This window comes from Nocardia sp. NBC_01503 (genome assembly GCF_036327755.1).
Classification (GTDB): Bacteria; Actinomycetota; Actinomycetes; order Mycobacteriales; family Mycobacteriaceae; genus Nocardia.
In genome coordinates, this window is record NZ_CP109596.1 from 4,252,378 (window position 1) to 4,268,017 (window position 15,640).

The 15,640-nt window shown below is 66.1% G+C and carries 14 protein-coding genes; 3 read left to right on the forward strand and 11 right to left on the reverse strand.

Annotated elements, in window-relative coordinates:
• Positions 1-4: 4 nt before the first annotated feature.
• Positions 5-235 (forward strand): hypothetical protein, encoded by a 231-nt coding sequence (locus OHB26_RS19120; protein WP_067566280.1) that lies wholly within the window; start codon positions 5-7, stop codon positions 233-235.
• Between the two features lie 24 nt (positions 236-259).
• Here the strand turns inward: OHB26_RS19120 and OHB26_RS19125 are convergent, their stop codons facing one another.
• Positions 260-667 carry an Ig-like domain-containing protein gene (locus OHB26_RS19125; protein ID WP_330178640.1) on the reverse strand — a complete coding sequence of 136 codons (408 nt, stop codon included), beginning with the start codon at positions 665-667 and terminating at the stop codon, positions 260-262.
• A 16-nt stretch (positions 668-683) separates the two neighbouring features.
• A complete protein-coding gene (locus tag OHB26_RS19130) occupies positions 684-1,709 on the reverse strand; it encodes a S8 family serine peptidase (RefSeq protein WP_330178641.1) in 1,026 nt (341 codons plus the stop codon).
• Positions 1,710-1,873: 164 nt separating this feature from the next.
• On the opposite strand from OHB26_RS19130, the gene OHB26_RS19135 reads away from it, so the two are divergent.
• Positions 1,874-3,313: an alpha/beta hydrolase family protein gene (locus OHB26_RS19135; protein WP_330178642.1), complete on the forward strand. Its 1,440-nt coding sequence runs from the start codon at positions 1,874-1,876 to the stop codon at positions 3,311-3,313.
• Positions 3,314-3,335: 22 nt separating this feature from the next.
• On the opposite strand, the gene OHB26_RS19140 is transcribed toward OHB26_RS19135, so the two are convergent.
• Positions 3,336-4,352: an alpha/beta fold hydrolase gene (locus OHB26_RS19140; protein WP_330178643.1), complete on the reverse strand. Its 1,017-nt coding sequence runs from the start codon at positions 4,350-4,352 to the stop codon at positions 3,336-3,338.
• Positions 4,353-4,418: 66 nt separating this feature from the next.
• On the opposite strand from OHB26_RS19140, the gene OHB26_RS19145 reads away from it, so the two are divergent.
• Positions 4,419-4,994 carry a helix-turn-helix domain-containing protein gene (locus OHB26_RS19145; protein WP_330178644.1) on the forward strand — a complete coding sequence of 192 codons (576 nt, stop codon included), beginning with the start codon at positions 4,419-4,421 and terminating at the stop codon, positions 4,992-4,994.
• Between the two features lie 62 nt (positions 4,995-5,056).
• Here the strand turns inward: OHB26_RS19145 and OHB26_RS19150 are convergent, their stop codons facing one another.
• The 8 genes from OHB26_RS19150 to OHB26_RS19185 form a co-directional block, all read right to left on the reverse strand.
• Positions 5,057-5,752 (reverse strand): hypothetical protein, encoded by a 696-nt coding sequence (locus OHB26_RS19150; protein WP_330178645.1) that lies wholly within the window; start codon positions 5,750-5,752, stop codon positions 5,057-5,059.
• Positions 5,753-5,887: 135 nt separating this feature from the next.
• Positions 5,888-7,372, reverse strand: coding sequence for a PepSY domain-containing protein (locus tag OHB26_RS19155; RefSeq protein ID WP_330178646.1), 1,485 nt, complete (start codon positions 7,370-7,372; stop codon positions 5,888-5,890).
• A 34-nt stretch (positions 7,373-7,406) separates the two neighbouring features.
• Complete coding sequence (locus OHB26_RS19160) at positions 7,407-7,982, reverse strand: hypothetical protein (protein ID WP_330178647.1); 576 nt, start codon at positions 7,980-7,982, stop codon at positions 7,407-7,409.
• Between the two features lie 65 nt (positions 7,983-8,047).
• Entirely contained in the window at positions 8,048-9,709 is a 1,662-nt protein-coding gene (locus tag OHB26_RS19165) for an acyl-CoA synthetase (protein ID WP_330178648.1), read from the reverse strand.
• Positions 9,710-9,874: 165 nt separating this feature from the next.
• On the reverse strand, positions 9,875-11,533 hold the full coding sequence (locus OHB26_RS19170) for an acyl-CoA synthetase (protein WP_330178649.1): 1,659 nt from the start codon (positions 11,531-11,533) through the stop codon (positions 9,875-9,877).
• A gap of 416 nt (positions 11,534-11,949) precedes the next feature.
• The gene (locus OHB26_RS19175; protein WP_330178650.1) at positions 11,950-13,302 is read right to left on the reverse strand and encodes a cytochrome P450; all 1,353 of its coding nucleotides are present in this window, start codon (positions 13,300-13,302) and stop codon (positions 11,950-11,952) included.
• Between the two features lie 5 nt (positions 13,303-13,307).
• Positions 13,308-14,732 carry an FAD-binding oxidoreductase gene (locus OHB26_RS19180; RefSeq protein WP_330178651.1) on the reverse strand — a complete coding sequence of 475 codons (1,425 nt, stop codon included), beginning with the start codon at positions 14,730-14,732 and terminating at the stop codon, positions 13,308-13,310.
• Positions 14,733-14,844: 112 nt separating this feature from the next.
• Positions 14,845-15,510, reverse strand: coding sequence for a response regulator transcription factor (locus OHB26_RS19185; RefSeq protein WP_330178652.1), 666 nt, complete (start codon positions 15,508-15,510; stop codon positions 14,845-14,847).
• Between the last annotated feature and the right edge of the window lie 130 nt (positions 15,511-15,640).

The following is a 15,640-nucleotide window of genomic DNA, read 5'->3' on the forward strand; positions in this document are numbered from 1 at the left end:
TCAAATGCTGTTCGACATCCGCACCATCGTCGGCGGGCTCCTGGCCTGCTACGGCGTGATCCTCATAGTCGTGAGCCTGGCCTACAGCACCGACTTCCAACGCGCCAAAACCGGCGGCATCAACGTAAACCTATGGGCCGGAATAGGAATGACCGTCGTGGGCCTCATCTTCTTCGCCTGGGTCCGCCTCCGCCCCGTCCCCCAACTCACCGGCGCGGACGACGACACCGAGTAGGTCTCGCCGTCCGCTCGGTACGCCCTACTTCTTCTTGGAAGTCTCGGACACGTCGACATTCACCGTGTAGGTGGTCGACTTCGACTTCTTGTCCGCGCCTTGGGAAGCGGTGATGACGAAGTCGCCGTTCGAGGGGGCGGCCCACTCGATCGAGGCGGTCAGCTTGCCCTTGTCGCCGTTCTCGGGTTTCGGTGTGGCGGTGCCGATCTCCTTGCCGTTGACGGAGAAGGTCACCGGCTCGTTGGCATCGGGGCCGGAGACGTGTGCGGTGATTTGGCATTGCACGACGCACGGGTACTTGCCGTACGTCTCGGCCGGGGGTTTGACGTTGTCGACCTGGGCGATGGCCTGCGGGGCGAGGGCCGCGGCGCCGACAAGTGCGAAAAGTGTTGCGGCAGCTAGGCGTCGGCTGCGCGAGTATGCGATGTTCATGAATTCTCCCAGTTGATCAGAGGCCGTTGAGGTTCAACCGAGCGTTCGGGTCGCTGCCGTAGATCCAACTGGCGTGCAGCCGATTCATCGGGGCCGCATGCTGTATCAGCCATGATTTGATGGTGGGCGATGCGGCATCGCCGAACTTCTGCTTGTACAGCGCGCCCGCGGCCGCCACATACGGCGCGGAGAACGAGGTGCCGGATTGGATTGTGTCCGCGCCGGTCGTGAACTTGGTATCGATCCATTGGCCCGGCGCGAAGATGTCGACGCAGCCGCCGTACGCCGAAGTCCAGATCTTTTGCTGCGTCGGCGGGTGCGGTGGGGTGATCTCACTCCACACATCGAGATCGCTGGCATCGCTGGCGGCGACGACCATCGGACCCGCCGCATTGGCCGGTGGGTTGAAGCACGCGTTGTAGGTCGGGGTGGGCGCCAGTTCTGCGGTATCGACGTTTCCGGCCGAGACCGCGACGAACACATTGGCCGCGGCGAGTGCGTTCACGGCGTTCAGCAATGCCTCCGACGAATCATTCAGCCGAGTCGTATTCGACGTGATCACCGCTACCGAAGGACCCTGATGATTGTCCTTCACCCAATTGATTCCGGCGATCTCGGCGTTGATGTCGTAGCAATCGCCTGCGCAGTTGCTGACCTTCACGGCTTTGATGGTGGCCTGCTTGGCAATTCCCCAGGTGGATCCCGCCGCGGCGACCGCGACCTGCGTCGCATGGTCGTCCACGCCGTTGGCGTAGGTGTAATTTCCGGACTTGTTGACCTGGTCGTAGTAGTCGTACGCGATCGACGCGCGACCCCCGAACTCCGGGAGGTCGACCCGCATCCCGCCGTCGATGACGTAGATCGTCACCCCCGCACCTGTGGAGGTGACGTTCCCCAGTCCCATCAGGCTCTGCGCCCAGCCCGAGCTGGGATGATAAAGCGACATATCGTCGGCGCTACTCGTGCCCGCACCGGACACCGCGGACATCACGGTGGTCAGTGCCAAGACAGGCGCGAACAGCAGTGATTTTCTGAAAATCACAGCGGTACCCCTCCAATTTTCTCCATTGAACCCTTCGGGTCGGGACAGTAGCGGCCGATGGTCAACCTCCGCAGGAGAATTGAAATGATGTTGTTTCGCTTTTGCTGGGTGGTCTGATACCGCAGGGTGATGGCCGATGAGAAATCGGCCGATACGTTGCGGTCATGCGTGTATTGCATCGCGGGCTCGCGGGTCTGCTAATGGTTCTCGGGGTTGCGGCGGTGGGGATGGGGGTGACGTCATCGGTGGCGGATGCGCAACCGGCACAGGCGAATACGGTGCTGTCGGAGGTGTCGTTCGAAAGTCATGGGGTGATGCTGCACGGCACGGTGTACGGGCCCGCTGACCCGGGGAGGCATCCGGGGATTGTGCTGGTGCACGGGTCGGGGGCGGGGCCGCGCGATGAATACTCCATGGAGGCACGGGCTTTCGCGGCGGCGGGGATCACCACGCTGGTTTATGACAAGCGCACGGTGGGTTACTCGACCAACCATCGCGACTTCTCCGTGCTCGCCGATGATGCGGTCGCGGCGGTTACCGTGCTGCGGCAGCGGGCCGATGTGGACCCCACTTCGGTCGGGTTGTGGGGCTTCAGTGAAGGAGGCTGGGTCGCACCGCTCGCGGCGGCGCGCTCCGGCGATATCGCGTATGTGGTGACCATCGGCGGTTCCGGGCGCAGCCCGCTGCGCACGCAGACCTGGTATCTGCGTAATCAGCTGGCGCATCAGGGGGTTTCGGGATCACTACCCGATGCGGTCGCGGGGGCGGGCGCGCAGTTCATCGATGGGACCGGAGTGTTTCCCGAGGCGGATTTCGATCCGGGTGCGGTGCTGTCCAGGGTGCGGGTGCCCGTGCTCGCGCTGTGGGGTGAGCATGATGTGAAGGTGCCCGCGGCCGAGAGCGCCGAGGTCTTTCAGCGGGAACTGGCGCGGGCCGGAAACAACTCCGTCACTACGGGTTTCGTTCCGGGAGCGGGGCATAACGGACACCGCAGCACCGACGGTTTCGACCGCGTCGGCGGGGACCTGTTCGAGGGCAAACCACTCGGTGAACTGGTCCCGGGCTACGCCGACGTGATCACCGACTGGGTACATCGGGTCGCCGCGGGCCAAGCCCCGCCGTCGAGCGCCGCGCAGGCTCCACATCCGGCCGCGGGCACCGTCGCCCCGGTCGGTCGGCCCGGCTACGAATACGCCGCGCTCGCAGTGCTATTGCTCGGCTTCGCGCTGCCCGCTCTCGCGGCACTCGCCCGAATACTGCTGCGGCGCGGCCCCTCCGAACTGCCACGCCCGCTCCGCCGCTCCGCCCGCGCGCTGTCCTCGTTGGGACTGTTGACGGTGCTCGGCACGGTCGGCTATGTGATCTGGGTGTTGGCGACGGGTACGCGAATATCCTTGGGCACAGTCATATCCGGTCAGCCCCTGCCTTGGCTGCTGCTCCGCCTACTCGCGGTCGCGGTGCTGGTATCGGTCATCGCCGTGGCGGCCCACTGGTCCCGGGCGAGAAGCAAGGTCCCCGGCGCGCAACGCATTCAACTCACCGCACTGCTGCTGACCGGCCTCGCCTTTCTTCCCTGGGCACTGCACTGGCAGCTGTTCGGATAGCGGATTCGTCCGCCATCCCATATCAGGCGAGGAAGCGTTGGAGCTCCGCGGTGACGAACCGCGGATTCTCCTCGACCAGCCAATGCCCCGCATGCGGGACGTCCACCGCCCGCACGATATTGGCTATGCGCGGGGAGACGGTGGCCCGTACCGCGTCGAGCTGCCCCTGCGCGGTCATGAGCAGGGTCGGCACCTGTGTCGGCGCCGCCGCCACCGTGTCCCGCACATCATTGTCGAGGGCTCGGTAGAGCTCGAAGCCGCCCGTCAGCACCTCGGGCCGACTGTAGGTGCGTGCGAATTCGTCGACCTCGGCGTCGGTGAACGGAGATCGATCCGAGGTGCCACCGAAGGCCGAACCGCCGTAGGAAACCTGCGGATAGAACAGCGCCAGATACTCCCGAACATGTTCGCCGACAACCGCTTCGGGGACGCGCCGTTGAGAATGGAAGGCGATATGCCAACTCAGCGAGCGGTAGGTCGCCGCGTCGATCGCGGGTCCGGGTAGTGGCAGGTCGAGGTAGCCCAGGAGTGCGGTATCGGCGGGGAACTGCGCGGCGTACTCGAACGCGACGGCCGCGCCGAAGTCGTGCCCGACGATCCTGGCATCTCGTATGCCGAGCCGGTCGGCGATCAGGGTGTGCACATAACGGGCCAGCGTGGCCTTGTCATAGCCGGTCGGCGATCCGCTGCTGTCACCCAGCCCGGGGAGGTCGATCGCGTACACGGTGTGCTGTTCGGCGAGCGCGGGCATGATCGGCCACCAACCGAACCAGGTCTGCGGCCAACCGTGGATCAAGACCACCGGTGATCCGCTGCCCCCGGCCACGTAGTGCATACGGACACCGTCAACCTCGGCGAACTCATGTCGAAAGGTGTTCTCGAACGCGGGGTTTCCCGCGGTCGCGGTTGCGTAGGGCGCGATATCGGGCGTGGTCGGCGTACACGCGGTGGCGCCCGTCGCGATCAGCAGGGCGAGCACGATGCTCACCGCCGCGTGCGCGAATCGGCCGAACCCGGGCTTCGGCATTGTGATGGTCACGGGCTCATCGTCGCCAGGTCCACCACCCTTTGGCACGCGATCTTGCTGTTCCGGCAAGATGTCCCCGTGGATCGTGAAACCGGCGACGTACTCGACGCGGTAGGACCGAGACTGCGCGCCCTGCGCCGCGCCCGCGGCCTCACCCTCGCCGAACTCGCCACTCGCACGGGGGTTTCGGAGAGCACACTGTCCCGGCTGGAGAGCGGGCAGCGCCGGGCGACCCTGGAATTGCTGCTGCCGTTGGCCCGCACCTACGACGTCCCGCTGGACGATCTCGTCGGGGCCCCGCACACCGGCGACCCGCGTATCCATCTGAAGCCGATCCGGCGGTACGGGATGACCTTCATCCCGCTGTCCCGCCGCCCGGGCGGCATTCAAGCCTTCAAGATGATCCTTCCCGCGCAGTCCGAACCACTCGAACCGACACCCCAGACCCACGAAGGCTTCGAATGGCTGTATGTCCTCAACGGCCACCTGCGCCTGGTCCTCGGTGACCGCGACCTGACCCTGCCACCTGGTGAGGTCGCCGAATTCGACACCTCCCAACCGCATTGGCTCGGCAGTGCCGACGGCGGTCCGGTCGAACTACTCATCCTGTTCGGCCCACACGGCATGCGCGCACACGTGCATCCCGCCCGCTGAGGGTGGCCGAGCACCCGCCGAAGCGGACGATGGCGTCCGCTTCGGACCGGTTCGGAATCCGGTTATTTGGCCGGAGCGTTGAACGGCTGGTTGATCGTCGTGAAGTACTGTGCCGCGGCGAGAATCGCGACGGGCGCGGTCACGAGGATCTGACCAGCCACGGTGCCCAGGAACCCGATGACGCTCATGCCGACGATGCAGCCGACGGCGACGCCGCCGAGTGCGCCGAACATCGCGGTCAGCGCGCCGGTGATGGTGCCGAGGGTGGCGCCGCCGATGAGGCAGCCCACGGCCGCACCGCCGATACCGCCGACCAGGGTGCCGATGCTGGCACCGAAGCCCATGGTGGAGGTCATGCGGCTCCAGGCGGCCTGCTCGCGGTCGAACTCGGTCTTCCAGGGGGCCTTGTCCTCGAAGGGGAGGGCGACCGGCTTGTACTCGGCGTGCGCGAGATCGAACTGGGGGGTGAGGGTGGCAACCCGGTCCTTGATCTCGGCCGCGATGGGGAAGACGAAATCGTCTACGCGGAAAGACAATTCGGTGCCCGCGAGGGTGGTGCCATCGGTCGCCTTCACCTTGAATACGCCGTCCTCGACAACCATCGAACCGGCATCGGTGCGAACGATCGAGTTCGTCTCGGAGTTGGTCACGGTGTAGTTGATCGCGGTGTCCGGTGCGTCGGCCTGCGCGTTCCCGGCGCAGATGCCGAGCGCGCTCGAAACGATGACGGTGGACGCGACGAACGTGTTGAGCTTCATGAGATGAAAAATCCTTGTGTCAGTGCGGGTCAGGTTCCGCACGGAGAATCCGAATCCCGACCGTCGGGATCCGGGTGAAGATATGGGGTACCGACGGCACGGCCAATGGCTTTGCCGCTCAGCGGGATTCGAATATCAGGCGGTGGCGCGGCGGCGGGATACCAAGCCCACCAGCACATCCAGGACCAGGAAACCGAGCAGTGGAATGCCGATCATCGGCGCGAACCAGCCCACCACGGCTGCCGCCGCCAGGAATGGCGTCAGCACGATGAGTGGTGTCTGCCGCAGCGCGCCGCGGCGCGGCGCCTTACCCAGCGCCACCTTGCCGGCCTCCTTGGTCGGCCGCCGTCGCCACCACATGAGGTAACCGCGTACCACCACGGTGAGCAGGCCGATCATGATGGCAAGCAGCAGTAGCTGATTCAGCAGCCCGAACATCAACCCCATATGGAATTGGATGCCCCAGTTGGTCAGCTTGGCGGCCAGCGGCCAGTCCGAGTACCGCAGGGCATCGGTGACCACGCCGGTGCTGCCGTTCACCGCGATCGAATCCAGTGTCAGCACACCGGGCCGGCGCAGTTCCTTGGCGACGAAGGCGGTGTCGTCCGTGGCCGGAACGCTGATCTCCAGCGGCCCCTCCAGCCCGTTGGCGCGCGCCACCGCGTACACGGTGTCGACCAGCGCGGCCTTGTTCGCCGCCGGTGCGGTGCTCCGCGCGGCGCTGCCGTGACCGTCGTGTTCACCACCGGCGGGCATGGCCGGACCGGTGGAACCCGGCAGTTTGGCGGTGACGGCGGGCGTGGTCCAGCTCAGCTCCTCGCGCAGCTTGGTGACATTCTCACCCGCGTACTTGGACCAGGTCATACCGGTGGCCGACAACAGCAGCAGCACCGGCAGAATCCATATACCCACCACCGCATGCCAATTCAGCGCGCGCGCCCGCGGCCGGGATCGATCGGGCCGCACCAGCCAGCCCGCCGACCGCTTCTCGCGGCGCGCCCGCACCCGGCGGATCCACAGCACCAGCCCGGCCAGGGCGATCACCCACAGCCAGGACGCGGCGATCTCGCTGTAGTAGCGACCGAAATCGCCCAGGTGCAGATCCCGATGCAACTGATCGATCCAGGTGCGCGTGGGCAGCGCACCCGAACTGCCGTAGACGACACTGTCGCCCACCGGCTTCGCGGTCACCGGATCGACGAATACGGCCCGCCGTTCGGACTCCCCGAGTGTCGGATCGCCGAAGATGATCCGGGTGGTGTCACCCGTGTGCTGCGCGGGCGCGACCGCGATCAGCGGCAGGCCCGGTCGCACCGCGGTGCCCGCGGCGACCTGTTCGGCGAGCGGCTTCGCCGGTCCGGTCGACTCGGTGTGCAGCAGACCGCGATCGGTAATGGACTCCAGCGTCGGTGACATCGCATAGAGCGCACCGGTCACCGCGGCAATGAGAATGAACGGTGCGACGAATACACCGGCATAGAAATGCAGTCGCAGCAGCAACGCCTGAATGGCATTGCCCGCACTGCGTTTTGTCGATTCCCCGGGTGGGGGAGATTCCGAATTCCGGGCAGGCGAAATAGGCGGTGCCGCGTCGACGGCACCGCTCTCTGTGATTGTCACGAGCGGACTTTCCGATGTTCGAGGAGAGGTGAATTCAGACTCGAACGAAAGCGGGTGGACCACGGGTCCGGAAGGCATCGGCCGCGAGCACACGCAGCACGACCCGATCGCGATACGCGATCGGCAACCGCGGCGGTCCGGTCAGGACCGGCAGTGCGATGGGTACGGGCAGCGCCCAATCCAGCACTGTGCTGGCTATCCGATAGGCGGCCTCGGCTCCGAGAATCAATACCGCGGCAACACCGGCGGCGCAGACGTGCGCGGCCAGCATGGCCGGGCTCCACATGGAGGCGTGGTGATGGTGCTGCCCGCTGCTGCCAGGTGACCCCCACATCATGCTGAAGTGGCCGAGCAACTGCCCGCCGATCAGCGCGACCACGAGTCCGAGCCGGGTGGTGCGCAGCGCGCCGATACCGGCGACCAGCGCACCCACCGCCGCCGAGGCGGCGACCAGCAGCGTCAGCGCACTGGATTCCAAGGGCGCGGCCCCGGAGATCCAACCGTGCGCGGCGACCGCCAGCGCCCCGGAAATCGAACCGGCCGACCCACCGCGCAATACCGCAGCATCACTGCGGATATGCGCCGTGGACCGGCCGGACTCGAAACTCACGCGCTGATAATAGCCGAGAATGCGGGGCCGATTCTCCGCCCCGGCATACTCGCCGCCATCCGGAATTACTCGGTGGGAACACTCATTTCGATGAGCGGCTTGCGCAACAGCTTGCCGGTGGCATTGCGCGGGAGTTCATCGAGGAAGATCACCTCGCGCGGCACCTTGTAGCGCGCCAGGTTCTCCTTCACATAATCCTTGAGCTCCTGCACATCGCGCTTGGAGTCCGGACCCGGAACCACAATGGCGCGCAGCCGCTTTCCGAAGTCGCGGTCCTCGACGCCGACCACGGCCGCCTCGAGCACATCGGGGCGGTTGGAGAGCAGGTTCTCCACCTCCTGCGGGAAGACGTTCTCGCCGCCGGAGATGATCATGTCGTCATCGCGTCCATCGATGAACAGCAGGCCGTCGGTGTCGAAGTGCCCGACATCGCCGCTGGACATGAGCCCGTCCACATACTCCTTGGTGCGCCCGTCGGTGTACTGCTTGAACGAGTGCCCGTTCTCGATGAAGATCGTGCCGGTCACATTCGGCGCGGAGATGCGCTTGCGGTTCTCGTCGTACAGCGCGATGCGGATACCGACCGGAGCCTTACCCGCGGTGGTCGGCGCCTTACGCAGTTCGGACGGGGTGGCCACGGTCATGACCGCGCACTCGGTGGAGCCGTACACGTTGTAGAGCGAATCGCCGAAGTAGTCCAGCGTGCGGGTGACCACATCCGGCGGGATGGCCGATCCGGCGGCGAAGAGCACCCGCAGCGTCTCGGACGGCTGATACTTCGCGAGGATCTCGGGCGGCAGATCCAGAATGCGCTGCAGCATGGTCGGGACGACGGTCAGGCCCTGCGCCCGGAACTTCTGGATATTGGCCAGGGTGGTCTCGGGATCGAATCGCCGCTGCTGGAATACGACTCGATTGCCCAGCGCGATGGAGATGGTGAACTGCGAGAGCCCGGTGGCGTGGAAGATCGGCGCGGCCATCACCACGGTGCTGTTGCGCGGCATGGGAATTCGATCCAGGAACTGCGCGGTGATGAAGGGGCTGACCTTATCGCGGGGCGCGCCCTTCGGGGTGCCGGTGGTGCCGCTGGTCAGAATGACCATGCCGCCCGGCTTCTCGGGCGGAGCCAGCGCCGCGGTGGACTGCCCGGCCGCCACCGAATCGATGGTGGGAATGGACGGGTCGGCATTGTCCTTCTCATCCACCCAGGTCAGGATGCGCGGGATGTCCTCGGGAATGGCGCTCATGAGATCGAAGAACTCGCTGTCGTGCAGCACCGCCTTGACCTTCTCGCGCGCCGCCACATCCGCGAACTGAGGCTTGGCGAAACCGGTGTTCATCAGCACCGCGCGCACGCCGAGCTTGCCGGCGGCGACCAGAGTGAGCACCATGCCGCGGTGATCACGGGCGAGTACGCCGATCACATCACCGGGATTCAAGCCCTGCGCCGCGAGTCCGCGCGCGAAAGCGGAGGACTGCTTGTCCAGCTGTTCGAAGGTCAACTCACCGCGCTCGTCGACGATCGCCGCCGATTTGGGATTGGTATTGGCGGCGTGCACGACCGCGCCCGCGAAGGGCCCGAACTTGAGCACATTGACCGCCGACCGCACCGCCTGATCCGGGCGCAGTGGATTGAACAAACCCCCGCGCACCATGGCATTGACGCTGAGCGCCGCATCACCCGCTTTGCGAAGAACCGTGCCTGCCGACGGAAGGGCTAGTGACATGGGTACAACCTTCCGCGATCCCCTGCCGGACGAGTCGGCTGTCGGACCGCAACCTCGAGATCCAGTGCACTGCTAACCCTAGCAAGCACCCTCGCCGCGGATGTGGCTGAGGTCTCTGGTACCGCCGGTAGCGCATAAACCGCCCAGGTCGTGGCGCGGATGACATCAGGGGTGAGCGGGCTCCTCGTACTCGACCAGTACCCGGCGCAGTAGTTTTCCGGTGGCATTGCGGGGGAGTTCATCGAGGAAGAAGACATCCCGGGGAACCTTGTAGCGAGCGAGATTGCCCTTGACATACGCCTTGATCTCGTCCGGCTCCGGCCGCTGCCCGGGTTCGGGCACGATGAAAGCCCGCAGCCGCTTACCGAATTCGACATCGTCCACGCCGACCACCGCCGCGTCGAAGATATCGGGGCGTTCCAGCAGCAGGTTCTCCACCTCCTGCGGGAAGACGTTCTCACCGCCGGAGACGATCATGTCGTCATCACGGCCGTCCACGAAAAGCAGTCCGCGATCATCGAAGTGGCCGACATCGCCGCTGGACATATAGCCGTCGATGATCTGCTTATGCCGTCCGTCGGTATAGCCCTTGAACGGCGCACCGGAGCGAATGAAGATGCGGCCGGTGACATTCTTGGCCCGGATCCGCCTGCCGTCCTCATCGAAGAGCGCCACCTCGCAGGTGGTGGGGGAGCGGCCCGCGGTGCCCGGTGCGACGGCCAGATCCTCCGGCCGGGCGACGGTCGCGATGGCGCATTCGGTGGACCCGTACAGGTTGTAGAGCACCGGGCCGAACGCCTCGGCGGCGCGGATCGACAACTCCGGGGAGAGCGCCGAACCCGCGATCACAATCCCGCGCAGTGCCGAGATGTCGTACTTATCGCGAATCTCCTTGTCCAGCTCCACCATTCGATGCAGCATGGTCGGCACCGCGACCAGCATGTCGGCGCGGTGCTCGGCGATCAGGGACAGCGTGCGCTCGGCGTCGAAACGGCGCGCCATCACCACCTTGTTGCCCAGGCCGGTGCCGACCAACCAGGTGGCGAGTCCGGTGCTGTGGAAGATCGGCGAGACGATGACCATGGTGCCCTGGGCGGGGAAGTCGATGCGGTCGACCATCTGCACGGTGGCAAGTGGCGAGGTCTTGTCGCGGGGTGCGCCCTTGGGCAGACCGGTGGTGCCGCTGGTGAGGATGACGACCCCGCCCGGCTTCTTGGGGTTGGGCAGTGCGGCCTTGGCGTTCGCCGCGATCAAGGTGTCGAGTGTTGCTGTGCCGGAAGGTATTTCGGCATCGTCGTCGACCCAGGTGAGTACCCGGGGCAGCTCGGCGGGCAGCGCGTCGAGCAGGCCGAGGAATTCGCTGTCGTGCAGTACCACCTTCACGTTCTCGCGCTCGCAGACCTGCGCGAACTGCGGTTTGGCGAAGCCGGTGTTCATCAGCGCGACACGGGCGCCCAGTTTGCCCGCCGCGACCATGGCGAGAATCAGGCCGCGATGATCTCGGGCGAGCAGGCCGATCACCGTGCCCGGGGTGACGCCCAGGCGCTGGAGTCCGCGCGCCACCGCGTTCGACTGCTCGTCCAGCTCCCGATAGGTCAGCTCACCGCGCTCATCGGCGATTCCGGGATTGTCCGGCCAGACCCGCGCGGCATGACGCAGGGCGGTGGCGGGTGGTCCGAAGACCTGTGATTCGTACATGGTGCGCAGTGTCTCCACCGGCTTGCGCGGATCGGTGATTCCCTTGTCCCGCAAGGTTTTCAAGCCCCGGAGCGCCTCGGCGCCGTGGGTGATCCGGCGCTGTGCCGAATATAGAACCGAGGCCATCTCGACCACCTCCGAGAGAGTGTGCGGCCCACCACCTCGCGCGCGGCGGGTAGCGCCACGGTAACAGCGGTATGTGAGGGGCGTTACACAAATTCGGTCACATCAGTCATTTGCCGCATGTGTGCAGAACGCCCCGGGCTCTTCACCCTCCGGACACCCGCCGTACACGGGAGTCGATGAGGCTGCGGTGGCCCACTTTCCAGCTTGATGAGGTCCCCGATGGAACTGCTCGAAGTTATCGCCAACATCTTCACCACGATCATGTCGCAGGCGAGCGGAAGCGCCGCCTAGTTCGAGGCGCATGCCCGACATATGACAGTGACGGCCCACCGGAGTGTTCCGGCGGGCCGTCCCTGTTTCACAGCCGTCACTCCTTACCCGGGGCCTGACCAACCGGTAGATAGCCGAACGCCTGTTCATCGATCGACTCGGGTCTGTCGCCTGGTGATGATCATCGGTAGTCCGAAGCGCGGGCGCAGGGAGATGAGGGACTGCTCCCGGACCGGGTGTCCGGGCTGGGGTTCGAGGTGGTAGCGCTGCAGGATCATGGCCACCGCCACCTGGATCTCCAGCTCCGCCAGGGGCGCTCCGATGCAGCGGCGCGCGCCGCCGCCGAAGGGGAAGTAGGTGTAGGGCAGGGGTTTCGGGCGGTCCGGTGCGAAGCGATCGGGATCGAAGGCATCGGGATCGGGCCAGTGCCGGGGATCGTGGTGGACGGTGTGGGAGCTGATGAAAAGCGTTGTGGCGGCCGGGATTCGGTAGCCGCCGATCTCTATCTCCCGGGTGGTCTCGCGCGGGAACATCGGAATCGGCGGGTGTAGCCGCAGTGCCTCGTCCACCACCTGCGAAAGATAGGGCAGGCGAGCGAGATCCGCCGCCTCCGGTGTGCGGTCGTCGAGCACTTGGTCGACCTCGGCGGCCAGGCGCGCGGCCACCTCGGGATGTGCGGCCAATTCGTGCAGGGTCCAGGCCAGACCGCAGCCGGTGGTCTCATGGCCCGCGAGCAGATAGGTCTTCAGTTCGTCGATGATCTGCCGCCGGGTCAGCGGGGCTCCCGTCGCCGGATCGATGGCGTCGAAGAGCCCGCCCACCAAGCGATCCGGTGGTAGCCCGCCCTCCAGATGCGCCGTGATCAGGGAGCTTCCCACCCCGTCGAGCACCGCCTGGGTGTTGCGTACCCGCTGCCGTACCGGCCCGGGTAGCCAGGTCGGTAGCAGCTGTTCCGGGCTGCCGGGGAACATGGCGGAGAGCACCTCTCGAATGGTCGGCACCACCTTCGTCGCCCGATCGCTCATATCGATACCGCAGAGCACCCGGGTGACCACCTCGAAGGCCAGCCGCATCATCTCCGGCACGATATCGACCGATTCACCCTGTGTTCCAGCGTCTTCCCAGCGCTGGAACATATCCCGCACCACCGCGGCGATGGTCGGCACATTGGGGCGTAGGTATCCCGCACGGAAGAAGGGTTGGCCCGCGGTGCGCAGGGTCCGCCACTGCTCACCATCGGTGGTCAGTGAACCTTTGCCGAAGAAGAGTTCGAAGCCACCGTAGACCTTGCCGCGTCGATAGGCTCCCGTCTTGTCGTGCAGCACCTGCGGAATCAGTGCCGGACCGGTGATCTGGTGCATGAGCTGCGGTCCGACCCGGAAACGGGCGATATCGCCGTATTCACGGTGCAGTTCGCGCATGATGGCCGCGGCATCGGCGCGATAGCGGCGGACTCCGATGGGCAGGCGTGGGCCGGGTGCGATATCGGGTCTGGTCATATCGCTCACCGCCCCCGCACGCACTTGTCGTAGAGATCGGGTAGTCGATCACCGGAGTCATAGGCGGCCTTCAACTTTCGGTAGGCGTCACCGCCGTACTGCGCCCAGAACTCCGCCTCGGTGTAGTGCGCGGTGGAGTACAGCGGCTTATGCCCGCCCAGTTCGGTGATCTTGCGCTCGATCAGCCGATTGTGATGATCGGCGGCCTGCCCGTGGCGCAGCGGTACCGGCCACCAGAAGCCGACGCTCACATACAGCTCCCGCGGTTCGATCGGGTACAGCAGCGCAGGTTCCCGCAATCGCATGGGACACAACCAGACCGGACTGATGCCGACCTCGCGCCGGAAGAACTCCAGGAACTCCGGCACCGTCGAGACCGGCAGATCGGCATCCTGGAGCACCCACTCCACCGGCCGCCCCACCCCCGCCCGCACCCGGTCGGTGACCCCGCCGGCGCGGAACCACATCTGAAGCCGCCGCTGCACCGCGGCGGTGCGATACCGGCGCGGCCACACCCTGCGCAGTACCGGATTCTCCAGGCCGAAGAGTTTGGAGGTCCAGTACAGGTCGGTATCCCAGCGCCACAGGTAATCCCGGGTAGAGAGGTGGTCCTCCGAGCGCGTCCGAATGGAGTGGTAGTAGACGGCACCGCGCGTGTAGTCCGAGACGTACGGCGGTGCGTCGGTGAAGGTCGCGAGCACCAGATACAGTGCGCCGGAGTCGAAGTAGACCCCGTCCACGAAATCGACCGGCTGCCCCTCGAACTGCCGCTCGGCATCGACGCGCCGCAGTGCGGAGACCCACTCCCGGGCCGAGCTCAGCCGCACATGCCGCAGCCGCACATAGGGTTTCGCCGGTTCCAGCTCCACCCGCAGCCGTACCGCGTAGCCCAGTGAGCCGTACGAGTGCGCCATTCCGTGGAACAGATCGGAATGCTCATTGTCCCGCGTAGCGGTGAGCACCCGGCCGTCACCGGTGAGCACATCCATCTCGAGAATGCTGTCGTGCGGCAGTCCGGCCCGGAATGAGGAGGACTCCGCCCCGGTACCCGCCACCCCGCCGCCGATGGTGATGGTCTTGCAGTCCAGCACCACCGACGGCAGCATGCCGTGCGCGAGCGTGGCGTCGGCAATGGTCTCGTAGGTGGCCATACCCTGCACCTCGGCGATGCGCGCCACCGGATCGACGCGTAAAACCCCATCGAGCCCATGCACCGCGAGGCTCGCGCCCCGGTGCCGCTGCCGGGGCCTATACAGATTGGAGCTGCGCTTGGCCAACCGCACCGGCTGATCGGCGGGGAGTGCGGCGTACCGCCCCGCCAACTCCGCGACGGCCCGTTGATGATCCGCCATACGCCGCTCATCCGCACTGCGCCGCCGACCCGCCTCCGGCCGACCATCCGGCCCCGCGCCGCGTTCTTCCTCCGCCATGTCGACCCCTCGTGCGTGCAGTCCGAGCGATGCGAATTCCGCACGCTCCCTTGACTTTCCACGGTATCGATGGAGGCTTCGAATATCGTCGGTCAATAGTGGAACTTTGCCATCAACGACTGTTGAGCAGCCCGCTCGCATGCGCCAGCGCCACGGCCTGAAATGCCCGATCCAGCTCCAACTTCCGCAGCATATGGTGAATATGCGATCGCACCGTCACCTCCGCCACCACCAGGCGTTCGGCAATCCCGCCGACCGTCATCCCACCCGCCAGCAGACTCAGCACCTGCACCTCGCGAGCGGTCAGCACCGACCGCAGATCCACCTCCGACCGCACCGTCTCCGGCCGCTCGACGGGCATGAGATCGGCGAGCAATCGAGCGGTCACCGTCGGCGACAGCAGTGCGTTACCCGCCGCGACTTCCCTTATCCCATAGGCGATCTGCGCGGGCGGATCATCCTTCAGCAGAAACCCCCGCGCCCCGGCGCGCAGCGCGGCCGCCGCCCCATCCAGGCACCCCCGATGCGCCAGCACCAAGACCGGAACACCGGCCGCCAGCGACGTCTCCACCAACTCGCCCGACGCACACCCCGACGCCCCCGTGAGCGCCGAGGTATCCGCCACAATCACATTCGGCTCCAACTCCGACATGGCGGAGGCGGCCGTCGGCCCATCACTGAACTCCCCGACCACCGCCATTCCCGCCTCTGCCCCCACCACCGCCCGCAACCCCACCCGGACCAGTGGTTCCCGCTCACACAAGAGCACGCGAATCATGCTGCGCCAGCCCTTCTTCCGCGACCCTGGACACTTACGCCCAGCATGACAGCACCCACCGACACTGATGATGTTTCAGGGCCTTGACCGCTGTATCTCTCCCACCGACTGTCGCCCTGCTGGGCTGACC